Annotated in this window: 11 protein-coding genes; 4 read left to right on the plus strand and 7 right to left on the minus strand. The window is 67.6% G+C overall.

Annotated elements, in window-relative coordinates; all coding sequences use genetic code 11:
* Positions 1-131: 131 nt before the first annotated feature.
* Together tsf and rpsB are read right to left on the minus strand one after the other, a co-directional pair.
* A complete protein-coding gene (gene tsf / locus U5809_RS05640) occupies positions 132-1013 on the minus strand; it encodes a translation elongation factor Ts (RefSeq protein ID WP_282505408.1) in 882 nt (293 codons plus the stop codon).
* A 162-nt stretch (positions 1014-1175) separates the two neighbouring features.
* Positions 1176-1916: a 30S ribosomal protein S2 gene (rpsB, locus tag U5809_RS05645; protein ID WP_011352461.1), complete on the minus strand. Its 741-nt coding sequence runs from the start codon at positions 1914-1916 to the stop codon at positions 1176-1178.
* A gap of 377 nt (positions 1917-2293) precedes the next feature.
* Here rpsB and map point away from each other — a divergent pair, with 377 nt between their 5' ends.
* The 3 genes from map to U5809_RS05660 are packed head-to-tail and all read left to right on the plus strand — an operon-like array spanning position 2294 to position 7604.
* Positions 2294-3109: a type I methionyl aminopeptidase gene (gene map / locus U5809_RS05650; protein ID WP_282505409.1), complete on the plus strand. Its 816-nt coding sequence runs from the start codon at positions 2294-2296 to the stop codon at positions 3107-3109.
* Between the two features lie 45 nt (positions 3110-3154).
* Positions 3155-5731, plus strand: coding sequence for a [protein-PII] uridylyltransferase (locus tag U5809_RS05655; RefSeq protein WP_322085834.1), 2577 nt, complete (start codon positions 3155-3157; stop codon positions 5729-5731).
* A gap of 16 nt (positions 5732-5747) precedes the next feature.
* A complete protein-coding gene (locus U5809_RS05660; protein WP_322085835.1) occupies positions 5748-7604 on the plus strand; it encodes a pseudouridine synthase in 1857 nt (618 codons plus the stop codon).
* An 80-nt stretch (positions 7605-7684) separates the two neighbouring features.
* Here the strand turns inward: U5809_RS05660 and def are convergent, their stop codons facing one another.
* The 5 genes from def to U5809_RS05685 form a co-directional block, all read right to left on the minus strand.
* Positions 7685-8218, minus strand: coding sequence for a peptide deformylase (def, locus tag U5809_RS05665; RefSeq protein WP_176047340.1), 534 nt, complete (start codon positions 8216-8218; stop codon positions 7685-7687).
* Complete coding sequence (gene ligA, locus U5809_RS05670) at positions 8215-10290, minus strand: NAD-dependent DNA ligase LigA (RefSeq protein WP_322085836.1); 2076 nt, start codon at positions 10288-10290, stop codon at positions 8215-8217. Before ligA ends, def begins: the two co-directional genes overlap by 4 nt.
* A gap of 165 nt (positions 10291-10455) precedes the next feature.
* Positions 10456-11733, minus strand: a complete 1278-nt coding sequence (locus U5809_RS05675) for a cell division protein ZipA C-terminal FtsZ-binding domain-containing protein (protein ID WP_322085837.1) — start codon at positions 11731-11733, stop codon at positions 10456-10458.
* Positions 11734-11819: 86 nt separating this feature from the next.
* On the minus strand, positions 11820-15332 hold the full coding sequence (gene smc / locus U5809_RS05680) for a chromosome segregation protein SMC (protein WP_322085838.1): 3513 nt from the start codon (positions 15330-15332) through the stop codon (positions 11820-11822).
* 139 nt (positions 15333-15471) lie between these two features.
* Entirely contained in the window at positions 15472-16413 is a 942-nt protein-coding gene (locus tag U5809_RS05685) for a DMT family transporter (RefSeq protein WP_176047344.1), read from the minus strand.
* Positions 16414-16572: 159 nt separating this feature from the next.
* Between U5809_RS05685 and dapC the strand changes: the two genes are divergently transcribed.
* Entirely contained in the window at positions 16573-17805 is a 1233-nt protein-coding gene (gene dapC, locus U5809_RS05690; RefSeq protein WP_322085839.1) for a succinyldiaminopimelate transaminase, read from the plus strand.
* Positions 17806-17846: the final 41 nt, after the last annotated feature.

Here is a 17846-nt window from a genome sequence, read left to right on the forward strand (position 1 = left end):
GACAACCACGAACTGTAGGGGCGAAATACTGATTCGGGCAAGCGCCGACGACCGGACCGGGGTTCCCGGCCGGCCGGCAGCGCCGCCGGCCGCGGCGGAGCGGACGCCCGCCGCGGATACTGCCTGACTGCTTACTGCTGCTTTGCTGCTGCGACTTGCGCGGCCACTTCGGCGGCGAAGTCGTCCTGGCGCTTCTCGATGCCTTCGCCGACGACGAACAGCGCGAACTTCTGCACTGCGGAATCCGCTGCCTTCAGCATCTGCTCGATCGTCTGCTTGTCGTTCTTAACGAACGTCTGGTTCAGCAGCGACACTTCCTTCAGGTACTTCTGGACGCTACCGTCGACCATCTTCGCGACGATTTCAGCCGGCTTGCCCGATTCCGCAGCCTTCTGCTCGGCCACGCGGCGTTCCGTTTCGATCAGTTCCGCCGGCACGTCGGCCGACGACAGCGCGACCGGCTTCATTGCCGCGATGTGCATCGCGACGTCCTTGCCGACCTGCTCTTCCGCGCCCGTGTACTCGACGATCACGCCGATACGCGCGCCGTGCAGGTACGTTGCGATCTTGTTCGCGGTTTCGAAACGGACGAAACGGCGGATCGACACGTTCTCGCCGATCTTGCCGACCAGTGCCAGGCGCACTGCGTCGACCGTCGTGCCGTCGAGCGGCAGCGCCGACAGCGCAGCCACGTCGGCCGGGTTTTGCGTCGCAACGAGTTCCGCGACCGTCTTCGAGAACGCGAGGAAATCATCGTTCTTCGCGACGAAGTCGGTTTCGCAGTTCAGCTCGACCAGCGCGCCTGCGTTGCCGCCGACGAACGATGCAACGACGCCTTCAGCCGTCACGCGCGATGCCGCCTTGCTCGCCTTGTTGCCGAGCTTGACGCGCAGCAGCTCTTCAGCCTTGGCCAGATCGCCGTCGGCTTCCGTCAGCGCCTTCTTGCACTCCATCATCGGTGCGTCGGTCTTTGCGCGCAGTTCTGCCACCATGCTTGCGGTAATTGCCGCCATCATTCGCTCCTTGAGTCTGTATTCACAACGCCGCCCGCTTGGACGCGAACGGCCGAGATTCGTTTCCGGACCCGCGCCGATTCGGCGCGATCAGGTCCGGCGCACAAGCTTAAAAAAAGGGGGCCTGTTGAGAGCCCCCTTTTTGCGCCGGCTCGGGGCCAGTTACGCGTTTTCCTCGACGTACTCGTCGTCGCCGCGTGCTGCCTGGACCACTTCGTTGACCGCGTTCGCACGGCCTTCGAGGATCGCGTCGGCCACGCCTTCGGCGTACAGCGCGACTGCCTTGCTCGAGTCGTCGTTACCCGGGATCACGTAATCCACACCTTCCGGCGAGTGGTTCGTATCGACCACGGCGATGACCGGCACGCCCAGCTTGTTCGCTTCCGTGACGGCAATCTTGTGGTAGCCGACGTCGACGACGAAGATTGCGTCCGGAATGCCGCCCATATCCTTCACGCCGCCGATCGACTTCTGCAGCTTGGCGATTTCGCGTTCGAACAGCAGCGCTTCCTTCTTGCTCATCTTCTCGGTTTCGCCCGATTCGACGGCTGCTTCCATGTCCTTCAGGCGCTTGATCGATACCTTCAGCGTCTTGAAGTTGGTCATCATGCCGCCGAGCCAGCGTGCGTTGACGTACGGCATGCCTGCGCGCTGCGCTTCCTGGGCGATCGTGTCACGCGATTGACGCTTCGTGCCGACGAACAGGATCGTGCCGCGGTTCGCTGCCAGCTGGCGCACGTACTTCTGTGCGTCCGTGAACATCGGCAGCGTCTTTTCGAGGTTGATGATGTGAATCTTGTTGCGGTGACCGAAAATGAACGGAGCCATCTTCGGGTTCCAGAAGCGCGTCTGGTGACCGAAGTGGACACCCGCTTCCAGCATTTGGCGCATCGTAACTGCCATGTAAATTCTCCACGAGGGTTGGGTCTTAAGCCGGCCGCCGTACCGCCGCGCAAACCCGCCCGCAAGGGCGCAAATTCCGCGCGGCCGGCACCCTGGTTGCGCCGGCTTGTGATTCGGCACGTGCAAAACGCCCGTGCCGCAAGCCTTTCACCGCGATGCCGCCCCACAACGGGGCACTACGGCATTTGGATGTCGACTTAGCCAAAGAGTATAGCACGCCGATTTGTCCGCTCTCAAGTCGCTCGCCACTTTCGCTAGCCGCGCGGCGGCCGGCCGGACAATCCGCGAAAACCCGCACCCGCACCGCCGGCAGGGGCTGCGAGGCCCGCCATAAGGTGCGATAATCCGTCAATTCACCGCATTCCAGGCATACCTCGATGGCTATTACGCTCAAAAACGAACACGATATCGCGGAGATGCGCGTCGCCTGCCGTCTCGCCAGCGAAGTGCTCGACTTCATCACGCCGCACGTCGTCGCGGGCGTCACGACCGCCGAACTCGATCGCCTCTGCCACGAGTTCATGCTCAACGAACAGGGCACGGTCCCCGCGCCGCTGAACTACCAGCCGCCCGGCTATCCGCCGTACCCGAAGGCCACCTGCATTTCGGTCAACGACGTGATCTGCCACGGCATTCCCGGCGAGAAGGTGATCAAGAACGGCGACGCGCTGAATATCGACATCACCGTGATCAAGAACGGCTACTTCGGCGACACCAGCCGGATGTTCATCGTCGGCGAAGGCTCGATCCTCGCGAAGCGCCTCGTCCAGACCACCTACGAATGCATGTGGCTCGGCATCGACCAGGTCAAGCCCGGCGCGCACCTCGGCGACATCGGCTACGCGATCCAGAAGCATGCGGAAGCGCAGGGCTACAGCGTCGTGCGCGAATACTGCGGCCACGGCATCGGCACGGTGTTCCACGAGGATCCGCAAGTCGTCCACTATGGCCGTCCGGGCACCGGCATCGAACTGAAGGCCGGGATGATCTTCACGATCGAGCCGATGATCAACGCCGGCAAGCGCGACATCCGCACGATGCCCGACCAGTGGACGGTCAAGACGCGCGACCGCAGCCTGTCGGCGCAGTGGGAGCACACGGTGCTCGTCACCGAAACCGGCTACGACGTGCTGACCGTGTCGGCCGGCACGCCGGCGCGCCCCGTGTTCGCGCAACCGGCCGCCGCCGTCTGAGCGCCGTCGCGCCAGCCCGCCCCACCCGCACCTGAACGGCCGCCCATGAGCGCTCACGCCGCCCCCTCGCCCGACGCGCTGTCGCGGCGCGCCGAATTCAAGGCCGCCAAGACGGAGATGCTCGAGCGCTTTCGCCGCGCGACGAATGTCGCCGCGCTGATGCACGCGCTGTCGAAACTCACCGACGACGCGCTGAAGCGCGTGTGGGACGACTGCGGGCTGCCCGCGACGCTCGCGCTCGTCGCCGTCGGCGGCTACGGGCGCGGCGAGCTCGCGCCCTACTCCGACGTCGACATCCTCGTGCTGCTGCCCGATGCGCACGACCCGGCGCTCGACGCGCGCATCGAGCGCTTCATCGGGATGGCGTGGGATCTCGGCCTCGAGATCGGCAGCAGCGTGCGCACGGTCGCGCAGTGCATCGAGGAGGCGTCGCAGGACGTCACGGTGCAGACCTCGCTGCTGGAAGCGCGCCGCATCGTCGGCAGCACCGCGCTGTTCGAGCGCTTCACGGTGAGCTATCACGAGGCGCTCGACGCCCGTGCGTTCTTCACCGCGAAGGTGCTCGAGATGCGCCAGCGCCACGCGAAGTTCCAGGACACGCCGTACAGCCTCGAACCGAACGTGAAGGAAAGCCCCGGCGGGCTGCGCGACCTGCAGACGATCCTGTGGATCGCACGCGCGGCCGGCTTCGGCAGCAGCTGGCGCGAACTCGACACGCGCGGCCTCATCACCGATCGCGAAGCACGCGAACTGCGCCGCAACGAAGGCTTCCTGAAGACGCTGCGCGCGCGGCTGCACGTGATCGCCGGCCGCCGCCAGGACATGCTCGTGTTCGACCTGCAGACGCAGGCCGCCGAGAGCTTCGGCTACCAGCCGACGCAGGCCAAGCGCGCGAGCGAGCAGCTGATGCGTCGCTACTACTGGGCCGCGAAAGCCGTCACGCAGCTCGCGACGATCCTGATCCAGAACATCGAGGCGCAGCTCTTCCCCGCGACGAGCGGCATCACGCGCGTGCTGTCTCCCGATCGATTCGTCGAGAAGCAGGGCATGCTGGAGATCGTCGACGACAGCGTGTTCGAACGCCATCCCGACGCGATCCTCGAAGCGTTCCTGTTGTACGAGACGACCCGCGGCGTGAAGGGCCTGTCCGCCCGCACGCTGCGCGCGCTGTACAACTCGCGCGAAATCATGAACAACGCGTGGCGCCGCGATCCGCAGAACCGCGACACGTTCATGCGGATCCTGCAGCAGCCCGAAGGCATCACGCACGCGTTCCGGCTGATGAACCAGACGAGCGTGCTCGGCCGCTATCTGTTGAATTTCCGCCGCATCGTCGGACAGATGCAGCACGACCTGTACCACGTGTATACGGTCGACCAGCACATCCTGATGGTGTTGCGCAACATCCGCCGCTTCGCGGTGGCCGAGCATGCGCACGAATATCCGTTCTGCAGCCAGCTGATCGGCAACTTCGAGCGCCCGTGGGTGCTGTATGTCGCGGCGCTGTTCCACGACATCGCGAAGGGCCGCGGCGGCGACCACTCGACGCTCGGGATGGCCGATGCGCGGCGCTTCTGCCGCGAGCACGGCATCACCGGCGACGACGCGTCGCTGATCGTATGGCTCGTCCAGCATCACCTGACGATGAGCCAGGTCGCGCAGAAGCAGGACACGAGCGACCCCGAAGTCATCAAGCGCTTTGCCGAAGTCGTCGGCAACGAACGCTACCTCACCGCGCTGTACCTGCTGACCGTCGCCGATATCCGCGGCACGAGCCCGAAGGTATGGAACACGTGGAAGGGCAAGCTGCTGGAAGACCTGTACCGCATCACGCTCGCGGTGCTCGGCGGCGCGAACCCCGACGCACATTCGGAGCTGAAGTCGCGGCAGGAACAGGCGCTCGCGCTGCTGCGCCTCGAGACCGTGCCCGACGACGCGCACCGCGCGCTGTGGGATCAGCTCGACGTCGGCTTCTTCCTGCGTCACGATGCGGCCGACATCGCGTGGCAGACGCGCGTGCTGTACCGGCACGTGAACGCCGAAACCGCGATCGTTCGCGCACGGCCGTCGCCGATCGGCGACGCGCTGCAGGTGCTCGTGTACGTGAAGGACCGCCCCGACCTGTTCGCGGGCATCTGCGCGTATTTCGACCGCAACGGGCTGTCGGTGCTCGACGCGCGCGTCAGCACGACGCGCCACGGCTATGCGCTCGACAACTTCATCGTCACGCAGACCGAACACGACGTGCGTTACCGCGACATCGCGAATCTCGTCGAACAGCAGCTCGCGACACGGCTCGCCGAAACCGCACCGCTGCCGGAACCGTCCAAGGGCCGCCTGTCGAGGCTGTCCCGGACGTTTCCGATCACACCGCGCGTCGACCTGCGGGCCGACGAGCGCGGCCAGTACTACATCCTGTCCGTGTCGGCCAACGACCGGCCGGGCCTTCTCTATTCGATCGCGCGCGTACTCGCCGAGCATCAGATCGGCGTCCACGCGGCGCGGATCAATACGCTCGGCGAACGCGTCGAGGATATCTTCCTGCTCGCGGGCGCCGGCTTGTCCGACAACCGCCTGCAGATCCAGCTCGAAACCGAATTGCTGCGAGCGATCGCAGTCTGAGTGAATTCCAGCGTTTATGCGCACCAAACTAACCGTCAAGAATCCGAAGCCGGCGTCGCCGACCCGCGCCCCTGTACGCTCCGGCAGCCTCGTCGCCCGCAAGGCCGTGCGCCCCGCGGCACCGCCCGCCGGGGACAAGCCGGCCCGCCCGAAGAAGGCCGCCCCGGCAGCCGCCAGCGAACGCTCGTTCAAGCCGCGTGGCGCGGCCGGCGCCGAGCGCCCGGGCGCGGATCGCGCACCGGCCAAGCGTGCGCCGCGTGACGGCGGTGCCGAACGCGGCCCGCGCGCGCCCTATCGCGACAATGCATCCGGCGAAGGCGCGAAGCGCAGCTTCGGCGACCGTCGCACGTCGTCCGACCGTCCGCCGCGCCGCGATGACGATGCACGTCCGCGTCGCGCGGGTGGCGAAGGCGGTGCACGTCGCGACAACGCAGCCGGCGAAGGCGCGAAGCGCAGCTTTGGCGATCGCCGCACGTCCTCCGATCGTCCGCCGCGCCGCGATGACGATGCACGGCCGCGTCGCGCGGGTGGCGAAGGCGGTGCACGTGCGCCGTATCGCGACAACGCAGCCGGCGAAGGCGCGAAGCGCAGCTTTGGCGATCGCCGCACGTCCTCCGATCGTCCGCCGCGCCGCGATGACGATGCACGGCCGCGCCGAGCGGGTGGCGAAGGCGGTGCACGCGCACCGTATCGCGACAACGCATCCGGCGAAGGCGCAAAACGCAGCTTTGGCGATCGCCGCTCGTCCTCCGATCGCCCGCCGCGTCGTGATGACGATGCCCGCCCGCGCCGAGCGGGTGGCGAAGGCGGCGCACGGCCGCCGTATCGTGACAACGCATCCGGCGAAGGCGCAAAACGCAGCTTCGGCGACCGCCGCACGTCGTCCGATCGCCCGCCGCGCCGCAACGACGACGACGCGCGCCCGCGCCGCGCAGGCGCCGATGAAGGCAAGCGCCCGTCCTATCGCGACAAGCCGGCCGGCGAAGGCGCAAAGCGCAGCTTCGGCGACCGCCCGGCTCGCCCCGCACGCGACGGCGAGCGTCGCTCGTTCGGTGCGGTCAAGACCGCGCAACCGGTCAAGCGCGCTGCGGCCGATGTCGACTACGGCGACGAAACGGGCCTGATGCGTCTGTCGAAGCGGATGTCCGAGCTCGGCATGTGCTCGCGCCGCGAAGCCGACGAATGGATCGAAAAGGGTTGGGTACTCGTCGACGGCGAACGCATCGACACGCTCGGCACCAAGGTCCGCGCCGACCAGAAAATCGAGATCGACGAGCGCGCGAGCGCCGCGCAGGCCGCACAGGTGACGATCCTGCTGCACAAGCCGGTCGGCTATGTGTCGGGCCAGGCGGAAGACGGCTACGAGCCGGCGGCCGTGCTGATCACGCGCGCGAATCGCTGGAGCGGCGACCATTCGCCGGTACGCTTCTCGCCGCAGCACCTGCACGCGCTCGCGCCGGCCGGCCGGCTCGACATCGACTCGACCGGCCTGCTCGTGCTGACGCAGAATGGCGTGGTCGCGAAGCAGCTGATCGGCGAGCAGTCGGACATCGACAAGGAGTACCTGGTGCGCGTGCGCTTCGGCGAGCGACTCATCGACATCGACCAGCACTTCCCCGCTGAATCGCTCGCGAAGCTGCGCCACGGCCTGGAGCTCGACGGCGTCGCGCTGAAGCCCGCGATGGTGAGCTGGCAGAACGGCGAGCAGTTGCGCTTCGTGCTGCGCGAAGGCAAGAAACGCCAGATCCGCCGCATGTGCGAACTGGTCGGCCTCGACGTGATCGGCCTGAAGCGCGTGCGCATGGGCCGCGTGATGCTCGGCGCGCTGCCGCAGGGCCAATGGCGCTATCTGTCGGCCGACGAGACGTTCTGACCGCAGGCGTACCATGTGCGCCATGCAATGAAGAAGCCCGCGCAAGCGGGCTTTTTTCTTGTCTGCCGGAGACCGGACGATCAGTCGTCGTCGGTCGGGTCGAGCCCGGGGAACAGCACCTCGGTGAAGCCGAAGCGCGTGAAGTCGGTGATCCGCATCGGATACAGCTTGCCGATCAGGTGATCGTATTCGTGCTGGACCACGCGCGCGTGGAACCCGTCGGCGACGCGGTCGATCTTCGCGCCGAACTGGTCGAAACCGCTGTAGCGCACCTTCGCGTAGCGGCTGACGACGCCACGCATGCCCGGCACCGACAGGCAGCCTTCCCAGCCCTCCTCCATGTCCGGCGGCATGTACTCGATCTTCGGGTTGATCAGCACGGTCTCGGGCACCGGCGGCGCATCCGGGTAGCGGTTGTTGTTGCCGAAGCCGAAGATGATGATCTGCAGCCCGATACCGATCTGCGGCGCGGCCAGCCCGGCGCCGTTCGCGTGGTGCATCGTCTCGAACATGTCCGCGACGATCTCGTGCAGTTCGGGGGTATCGAACCGCTCGACCGGTTTGGCGATTTCGAGCAGGCGCGGATCGCCCATCTTCAGGATCTCGCGAATCATGGCGTATTGCCCTCCAGGAGTTGGTGCAGACCGTCTTCGTCCAGCACGGGGATGCCGAGTTCCTCGGCCTTCACGAGCTTGCTGCCGGCTTCGGCGCCCGCGACCACGTAATCCGTCTTCTTCGATACCGAGCCCGCCACTTTCGCACCGGCCGCTTCGAGCATCTCCTTCGCGGCGTCGCGCGTGAGATTCGGCAGCGTGCCCGTCAGCACGACCGTCTTGCCGGCCAGCACGCCCTGCGGCGCCTTCGGCGCGGGCGGCCCTTCCGGCCACGTGACCTTGCCCGGTGCGCGCAACTGCTCGATCACGGTCCGGTTGTGCTCTTCCGCGAAGAACTGATGAAGCGACTCGGCGACGATCGGCCCGACGTCGTTGACTTCGAGCAGTTCCTCGACCGACGCGTCCATGATCGGCGTGAGCGAACCGAAATGCTTCGCGAGATCCTTCGCGGTCGATTCGCCGACGTGGCGGATGCCGAGCCCGTAGATGAAGCGCGCGAGCGTCGTGTGCTTCGCCTTCTCGAGCGAATCGAGCAGATTCTGTGCGGACTTCTCGGCGAAGCGGTCGAGCTCGGCAAGCGTCGCGAAGCCGAGATTGAACAGGTCGGCCGGCGTGCGCACGAGATTCAGCTCGACCAACTGGTCGATGATTTTCTCGCCGAGCCCGTCGATGTCGAGCGCGCGACGCTGCGCGAAGTGCCACAGCGCCTGCTTGCGCTGCGCCGGACAGAACAGCCCGCCCGTGCAGCGGGCGATCGCCTCGTCCGGCAAGCGCTCGATCTTCGAGCCGCACACCGGGCATTCGGTCGGCATCACGAATTCGGCCGCGTCGGCCGGACGCCGATCGAGCAGCGCGCCGACCACCTCGGGAATCACGTCGCCCGCACGGCGCACGATGACCGTATCGCCGATCCGGATGTCCTTGCGGCGCACCTCGTCTTCGTTGTGCAGCGTCGCGTTGGTCACGGTCGCGCCGCCGACGAACACGGGCTCGAGGCGTGCGACCGGCGTGATCGCGCCGGTGCGGCCGACCTGCACGTCGATCGCGACGAGCTTCGTCAGCGCTTCCTGCGCGGGAAACTTGTGCGCGAGCGCGAAGCGCGGCGCGCGCGACACGAAGCCGAGCCGCTCCTGCTCGTCGCGCCGGTTGACCTTGTAGACGACGCCGTCGATGTCGTACGGCAGCGAGTCGCGCTTCTCGCCGACCTTGCGGAAGAACGCGAGCAGGCCCTCGGCGCCCTGCACGACCGCGCGCTCGCGGTTCACGGGCAGGCCGAGCGACTCGTACCAGTCGAGCAGCGCGCTGTGCGTGTCGGGCATCGCCATCCCGTCGAGTACGCCGATCCCGTACGCGAAGAACGACAGCGGACGCTGCGCGGTGATCTTCGAGTCGAGCTGGCGCAGGCTGCCGGCCGCCGCGTTGCGCGGGTTCGCGAATTCGCGCTGTTCGGCCGCGCGCTGGCGTTCGTTCAGGCGTGCGAAATCGCGCTTGAACATCAGCACCTCACCGCGCACGTCGAGCACGGCCGGCACGTTCTTGCCCTTCAGCTTCAGCGGAATCGAGCGGATCGTGCGCACGTTCTCGGTCACGTCCTCGCCCGTCGTGCCGTCGCCGCGCGTCGACGCCTGCACGAACACGCCCTGCTCGTAGCGCAGCGAGATCGCGAGACCGTCGAACTTCAGTTCGCACGCGTATTCGACGGGCTCCGTCGCCGAGCCGGCAAGATCGGTCGCCTTGTCGAGCGCATCGGCGATGCGCTTGTCGAACGCGACGATGTCCTCGTCGGCGAAGCCGTTGTTCAGCGACAGCATCGGCGCGTCGTGGACGACCGGCGTGAAGCCGCCGGCCGCCTCGCCGCCCACGCGTTGCGTCGGCGAATCGGGTGTTATGAGTTCGGGATGGTCGGTTTCGAGCTGCTGCAGTTCGCGGAACAGCCGGTCGTATTCGGCATCGGGCAGATCCGGCTGGTCGAGTACGTAATAGGCGTGGTTCGCCCGCTCGAGTTGGTCGCGCAGCCACGCGGCGCGCGCGTCGGGCTGGCTGGCTGGCGGTTCGGCTTGGGTTCGGGCCATGCTGGCGGGGGATTCGCTCTGAAAAATCGGATGCCCGATTATCTCAGTTTGACGCCGCGGCGGGGCATGCAATGCAAGCCCGATGAACGTGTTGCAGCGCACACCGAAGGGTGTTTGCCGCAACGGCGAACGGCGGCACCGAAGCCCGCCGCCCGCGCGTTCGCATTACTGGCTGAAGAGGCGGCGCGTGACCGGCGAACCGGCCGGGATGCCGGCTTCCTCGAGCTTCGCGTACAGCTTCATCAGTTGCTGGTCGATCGCGACGAGCGTCGATTCCGGCAGCGGCCGGCGCGAATCGTCGACGACGCGCGCGCCGATCCGTTCGGACAGCGACTTCGCGTAATCGCACATCAGCCGGAACGGCAGGATGTCCTCTTCGGCAACCGGCACGTCGAGCACCAGCGTGATCATGTTGCCGCCCTTGTACGTGAGGTCGTCACGCAGGAAGTTCGTATCGCCGAACTGCAGCATGAACACCGGGCTCTGCTTCGCGTCGAGCTTCACGAACCGCGTGCCGTCGCGCGACAGCAGCAGCCCGTCCTGCGATGCGACCGCCTGCACGTAGTTCGCCGACCACGGCGCACCGTCCGACATCACGTTGATCGACAGCTGCGCGTCGCACTGCGCGGCAAATGCGTCGAGCTCGCGCGCCATCGCGACCGTTTCCATCATGTCCGGGAATTCCGGTGCGCCGTCGATCGCGTCGGCGAACTGCTGGACGCCCGTTACGAACTCCGAGAATTCGAGCTCGTTCAGCGCGCCGCTGCGGTTCGCGAGCTGTGCGGCCGCGCGCAGCTCTTCGTAGCGCACGCCGTTCTGCAGCAGCTCCCACTGGCCGCCTTCCGGCTTGCCTTCGATGTGCACGGGCTTGCTGCCCGCGCGGCGCAGCCGCTGCGCGGCCGGCAGGATCTTGTCGCCAGGCAGCGGCCCGGTGAGGCGGATCGGCACGATGCAGTCGATCCGGCGATCGACGATCGCGGGCGGCGCCGACGAGATCGTCGTCGTGGCCGGCAGCACGGGTTCGGACGGCTCGGCCGCCTCGGCCGGCGCTTCGTGCGCGGCGACAGGCGCGGCTTCGTCGCCGGCTGCCTGCTCGGTCACGTCGGACGGCGTGTCGACGCCGGTCGCCTCGGCCTGCAGATCGGCCGGCATGTCAGCCGGTGCCGCCCCGCCGAACGTCGGCTCGACGCGTGCGACTTCAGCCGGCGCAGCGGCAGCCGCCGCGACCGGGGCCGCGGGCTCGCGGCGCACCGGCTGACGCACCGGTTCGATGAACGGCAACTCTTCGTCGCGCTCGGGGCGGTTCATCGCCTCGGCCGCTTCCTCCGGCATCGGGCGCGGCATTCTGCGCCGCACTTTCGCGCCCTGCCATGCGTTGTAGACCACGACGCCGCCCACCACGACAGCGCCCGCGCCGATCAAACCGAGTGTCAACTCGTCCATGCACGCTCCATCAGCAATTCTTATTCGTCGGGACCGCGAACGGGCGCGTCATGCGCCGCGCGAACGCGATCCGGTTTCGTCAAACGTCAATTCTGGGCAAAACCCGCGGCCGTTTCCATGTCCACCGCGACGATCCGCGACACGCCCTGCTCCTGCATCGTCACGCCGATCAGCTGCTGCGCCATTTCCATCGCGATCTTGTTGTGCGAGATGAACAGGAACTGCGTCTTGTCGGACATCGCGCGCACGAGATTCGCGAAACGCTCGGTATTCGCGTCGTCGAGCGGCGCGTCGACCTCGTCGAGCAGACAGAACGGCGCCGGGTTCAGCTGGAACATCGCGAACACCAGTGCGGTGGCCGTCAGCGCCTTCTCGCCGCCCGACAGCAGGTGAATCGTCGCGTTCTTCTTGCCCGGCGGCTGCGCCATCACCTGCACGCCGGCGTCGAGAATCTCGTCGCCCGTCATGATCAGCTTCGCCTGGCCACCGCCGAACAGGCGCGGGAACAGATCGCTGAAGTGACGGTTGACCTCGTCGAAGGTGCCCTGCAGCAGCGTGCGGGTTTCCTGGTCGATCTTGTGGATCGCGTCCTCGAGCGTCGTGATCGCGTCGATCAGGTCGGCCGACTGCGCATCGAGGAACACCTTGCGCTCGCTCGCGGCCTTCAGCTCGTCGAGCGCGGCCATGTTCACCGGGCCGAGCGCGTTGATCGCGTTGTTCAGGCGCGTGACTTCGCCCTGCAGGTACGACGGCCTCAGGTCCGGCGTCAGCTTCGCGGACAGCGCGGCCTCGTCGACCTCCGCCGTCACGAGCTGCTCGGCGAACTGTTCGACGGACAGGCGCGCGGCCTGCTCCTTCAGCTGCAATTCGGTGATGCGATCGCGCAGCGGCTGCAGCGAGCGCTCGGCCACGAGGCGCTGCTCGTCCGACGCACGCAGCTTCGCGGTCAGGTCGTCGAGTTCGATCCGCGCGGCCTGCAGCGCTTCTTCCTTCACCGCGCGAATCTCGAGCGCGTCCTGCAGGCCGGTGTGCGCGGTCTGTTCGTTGATCGTCTCGAGTTCGGCGCGCGCGTCTTCCAGCGACCCGGCAACGCGCTCACTCTGCTCGTGCGCGACCTGGATGCTGCGCTTGAGCTCGTCGATCCGCGTCACCGCATTGCGCGCAGCGAAGCGGGCGTCGTTCGCGCCGCGTTCGAGATCGCGCGCTTCCTGGCGTGCCTGCGTCAGCGATTCGTCGAGCGCTTCGAACGCGAGCTGGTTGTCTTCGAAGCGCGCCTGCAGTTCGGCGAGTTCGCCGTCGAAACGCTCGAAATTCGCTTCCGACTCCGCGCGCAGCGCGCGCTGCTCTTCGATCTGCGCGCCGATTTCCTCGAGTTCCTCGCGGATCTGCGTGCTGCGCTGTGTATAGCGTTCGTGCGCCTGCGCGAGCTTCAGCACGTCCATCTGCAACGCGTGCACGCGCTGCGTCGCACGTTCGGCCTGCGCGCGCACGTCGCCGAGCGCCTGCGTGGCCTGCGTGTGTGCGGCTTCCGCACGCACGGCGGCCGTACGCGCCTCGTCGGCGAGCAGCGCCTGGGCACGCACCTGGCGCGTCAGGTTTTCGATTTCCTGCTGGCGGGCCAGCATCCCGGCCTGCTCCGAATCGGCTGCGTACAACTGCACGCCGACGCGCGTGACGACGTGACCCGCCTTGACGACGAACGCGCCGCCTGCCGGCAACTGCGCGCGCGCGGCAAGCGCCTGGGCGACGTCGTCGGCGACGTACACGTTGCCGAGCCAGTCGTTCAGCACCGCACGGATGCCCGCGTCGTCGATACGCACGAGCGACAGCACCGGACGCAGCCCGGCCACCGCGGCGGGCGGTTCACCGGCCGCGGGCGGCGCGTAGAACGCGAGCTTCGCGGGCGGCGCATCGGTCGCGAACGCCTTCACCCAATCGAGATTCGACACTTCGAGCGCGGCGAGGCGCTCACGCAGCACGGCCTCGAGCGCCGCTTCCCAGCCGGCCTCGACGTGCAGCTTCTTCCACAGACGCGGCAGCGCGCCGAGCTCGTGCTTGTCGAGCCACGGCTGCACCTTGCCTTCGGTCTGCACGTTTTCCTGCAGCTGCTTCAGCGCGGCGAGGCGCGCCTCGAGCTGGTGGATCTGCGCGGCTTCGGCCTGCACGCGCTCCTGCGCGGCACGGCGCTCGCCGTCGAGACGCGGCACCGTTTCCTGCGCGTCGGCAAGGCGCGCCTGCGCTTCGGCGAGGATCTCTTCCTGCTCGGCCAGCTGCATGCGCAGCTCCTCGAGCTGTGCCTCGTCCGGCGCATCGAGCCCGCCCGCTTCGCCCTTCAGGCGCTCATGGCGCTGCTGAAGCTGCTGCAGCTGCTGGTCGGCGTTGCGCTGGTGCGCGGCCTCGAGCTTCAGCGACTGTTCGGTCTGCGCGATCCGCGCGCGCTCGTCGTTGAGCTGCGCCTGCGCATCGCGCCACTTCGCCTCGAGCGCCGGCAGCGCGTCGTGCTTCGACGCCGCGCTGTCTTCGGCAAGCGCGGCCTTCTCGTCGGCCATCGCGCGCGCTTCTTCGGCTTCCTCGAGCTCGTCCTGCGCCTTCTCGGCCTGCGCGCGCCATTGCTCGCGCTGCGCGTTCAGCGCGGCGATCTGCGCCTGCACGCGATTGCGCGATTCGACGATGAACTTGATCTCGGCCTCGAGGCGGCTCACTTCGGCATTCGCCTCGTAGAGCGAGCCCTGCGCGCCCTGCATCGCGTCGCTTGCCGCGTAGTGCGCGACGCGCAGCGTCTCGAGCTGCGCCTCGACCTCGCGCAACCTGGCCGTCTGCGCCTCCAGGTCGATCTGCGCCTGTTCGATCGCGCGCTGCTGCTTCTGCTGCTCGCCCGCGGCCTCGTTCTTGCGCAGCAGCCACAACAGGCGCTGCTTCTCCTCGCCGTCGGCGACGAGTTCCTTGTACTTCGTGGCGACAACGGCCTGCGCCTCGAGCTTCTCGAGGTTCGCGCCGAGTTCGCGGACGATGTCCTCGACGCGCGTCAGGTTCTCGCGCGTGTCGTGCAGGCGGTTCTCGGTTTCGCGGCGGCGTTCCTTGTACTTCGACACGCCCGCGGCTTCCTCGAGGAACACGCGCAGCTCTTCCGGCTTCGCCTCGATGATCCGCGCGATCATGCCCTGCCCGATGATCGCGTACGCACGCGGCCCGAGGCCCGTGCCGAGGAAGATGTCCTGGATGTCGCGGCGACGCGCCGGCAGGTTGTTGATGTAGTAGCTCGACGTGCCGTCGCGCGTCAGCACGCGCTTCACGGCGATCTCGCCGTACTGGCCCCACTGCCCGGCCGCGCGGCCGTCGGAGTTGTCGAAGATCAGCTCGACGCTGGCCCGGCTGCCGGGCTTGCGTGCGGTCGAGCCGTTGAAGATCACGTCCTGCATCGACTCGCCGCGCAGCTCGGAGGCACGCGACTCGCCGAGCACCCAGCGCACGGCATCGATGATGTTGGACTTGCCGCACCCGTTCGGGCCCACCACGCCGACAAGCTGGCCCGGAACCTGGAAATGCGTGGGATCGACAAAGGATTTGAAGCCAGCGAGTTTGATCGAGCTCAGACGCACGGCGGTATCGGATGTGAAGAAGGTGTGAAACGGACGGGGCCGCACTGCGCCGGGCCAGACGGCCCATGCGCGCGACGCGCCCCGGAATTCAAAAACGGGGCCGCGCGCATACAGCGTTGGGCCCCGCAAACGGCTTCCATCATACCATCGCGCGTGCGCCGTCCCGACCGTCGCCGGGTTTGCCCGGTGCGGGCGCGGCACGATGGACCCGGCTCGACAGCAGCGTCGCCAGCACGATGCACACGCCGCCCGCCCATTCGCGCGCGGTCGGCAACTCGCTGGCGAACACCCACGCCGACAGCGCGGTGATCACGATCTCGAACAGCATGATGATCGACGCACGGTTCGCCGGCACCCGCGCAAGGCCGTACTGCACGAGCAGGTTGTTCGACGCCATCGTCACGCCGATCGCGGCGATGATCAGCGCGGCCGTCCCGAGCTGGCCGCCCGCCGGCGCCGCCGGCAGCCCTTCGAACAGCGACGCGATCGCGCCGAACACGGCCGCGCCGCCGAACAGCGTCGCGGTGCGCATTTCCGCGCGCATCTCCGGCAGCTCGCGGCTCGCCTTGATCACGAGCACGTTGCTCATCGCGAAGCTCAGCCCGGCCGCGAGGCCGGCCCATTCGGCCGGATTGGCGGGCAGCGGCAGGCCGAGTTGCGGCGACCACAGCATCAGCATCGCACCGCCGATCGACAGCGCCGCGAGCCCCGCGCCGGCCCAGGTCAGCCGCTCGCGCAGCAGGAAATGCGCATAGATCGCGGTCCACGCCGGGGTCAGGTAGAACAGCAGCATCACGCGCAGCACCTCGCCGTGGATCGTGCCCCACACGAAGCCGAGGTTCGTCACGCCGGCCGTCACCGCGATGCCAGGCAGCACCCAGTGCCAGCGCAGCGTCGCGATCGTGCGGTGCCGCGCGACGATCACGAACAGGAACGCCACGAGGCTCGTCAGCGCGCTCGCGAGGGTGCCCGTCACGCCGAGCGATGCGAGGATCCGCAACGGATACCAGATCAGGCCCCATACCGATGCCCCAATCAGGATGGCCAGCGTCGGCAGGCTGCCGCGTACCGCGTTATTCATTTGGTTCGATACCCTTTATTCGGCCGGCCCGGCCGCCGTTCCGGCAGGCCGTGACCGCATTCCGTCACGCTATAATCGTTCGTTGCGACCCGCGCGCCGTCGGCGCCCGTTCGCAGCCGCGCGGCACGCCCGCCGCTTCTTTCGCTCCAACCGGCCGCGATGGCCGCTTCGCCCGTGAACCCTCGACTCGACTCGCTCCAGCCCTATCCATTCGAAAAGCTGCGCGCCCTGTTCAAGGACGTGACGCCTTCCGGCGACCTCAAACCGATCAGCTTCGGCATCGGCGAGCCCAAGCACCCGACGCCTGCGCTGATCCGCGACGCCGTGGTGGCCGCACTCGACGGCCTCGCGTCGTACCCTGCCACGGCCGGCTCGGACGCGCTGCGCACGTCGATCGCGCACTGGCTCGAGCGCCGCTACGGGCTGCCGGCGATCGATCCGGCCACGCAGGTGCTGCCCGTGTCGGGCTCGCGCGAAGCGCTGTTCTCGCTGGCGCAGACGGTGATCGACGCGCGTCCTACCGCGCAGGGCGAGAAGGCGATCGTACTCTGTCCGAATCCTTTCTATCAAATTTACGAAGGCGCGGCGCTGCTGGCCGGTGCCGAACCCTATTTCGCGAACAGCGACCCGGCCCGCAACTTCGCGTGCGACTACGCGGCCGTGCCCGACGCAGTCTGGGCGCGCACGCAGCTGCTGTACGTGTGCTCGCCGGGCAACCCGACGGGCGCCGTGCTGACGCTCGACGACTGGCGCGAACTGTTCGCGCTGTCCGACCGCCACGGTTTCGTGATCGCGTCCGACGAGTGCTATTCGGAAATCTATTTCGACGAAGCGGCGCCGCCGCTCGGCGGCCTCGAGGCCGCACACCGCCTCGGCCGCGGCTTCGAGCGCCTCGTGATGCTGTCGAGCCTGTCGAAGCGCTCGAACGTGCCGGGCATGCGCTCGGGCTTCGTCGCCGGCGACGCGGCGCTGCTGAAGAAATTCCTGCTGTACCGCACGTACCATGGCGCGGCGCTGTCGCCGGTCTGGCAGCACGCGAGCATCGCCGCGTGGAACGACGAGGCGCACGTGCGCGAGAACCGCGCGCTGTACCTGCAGAAATTCAATACGGTCACGCCGATGCTCGCCGACGTGATCGACGTGAAACTGCCCGACGCCGCGTTCTACCTGTGGGCCAACGTGTCGCGCACCGGGCTGTCGGACACCGAGTTCGCCCGTCGCCTGTACGCCGACTATAATGTGACGGTTCTGCCCGGCTCGTACCTGGCGCGCGATGCGCACGGGTCGAATCCGGGCCGCGATTTCATCCGGATCGCGCTCGTCGCGGGCACCCCCGAATGCGTCGAGGGCGCGCAACGCATCGTCGATTTCTGCCGGTCTCTCGCGCGGTAATCGTCCATCCGATCAATTCCATCCATCTCCTGCGAAAACGA

The organism is Burkholderia sp. BCC1999, from assembly GCF_905339975.1.
Taxonomy (GTDB): Bacteria; Pseudomonadota; Gammaproteobacteria; order Burkholderiales; family Burkholderiaceae; genus Burkholderia.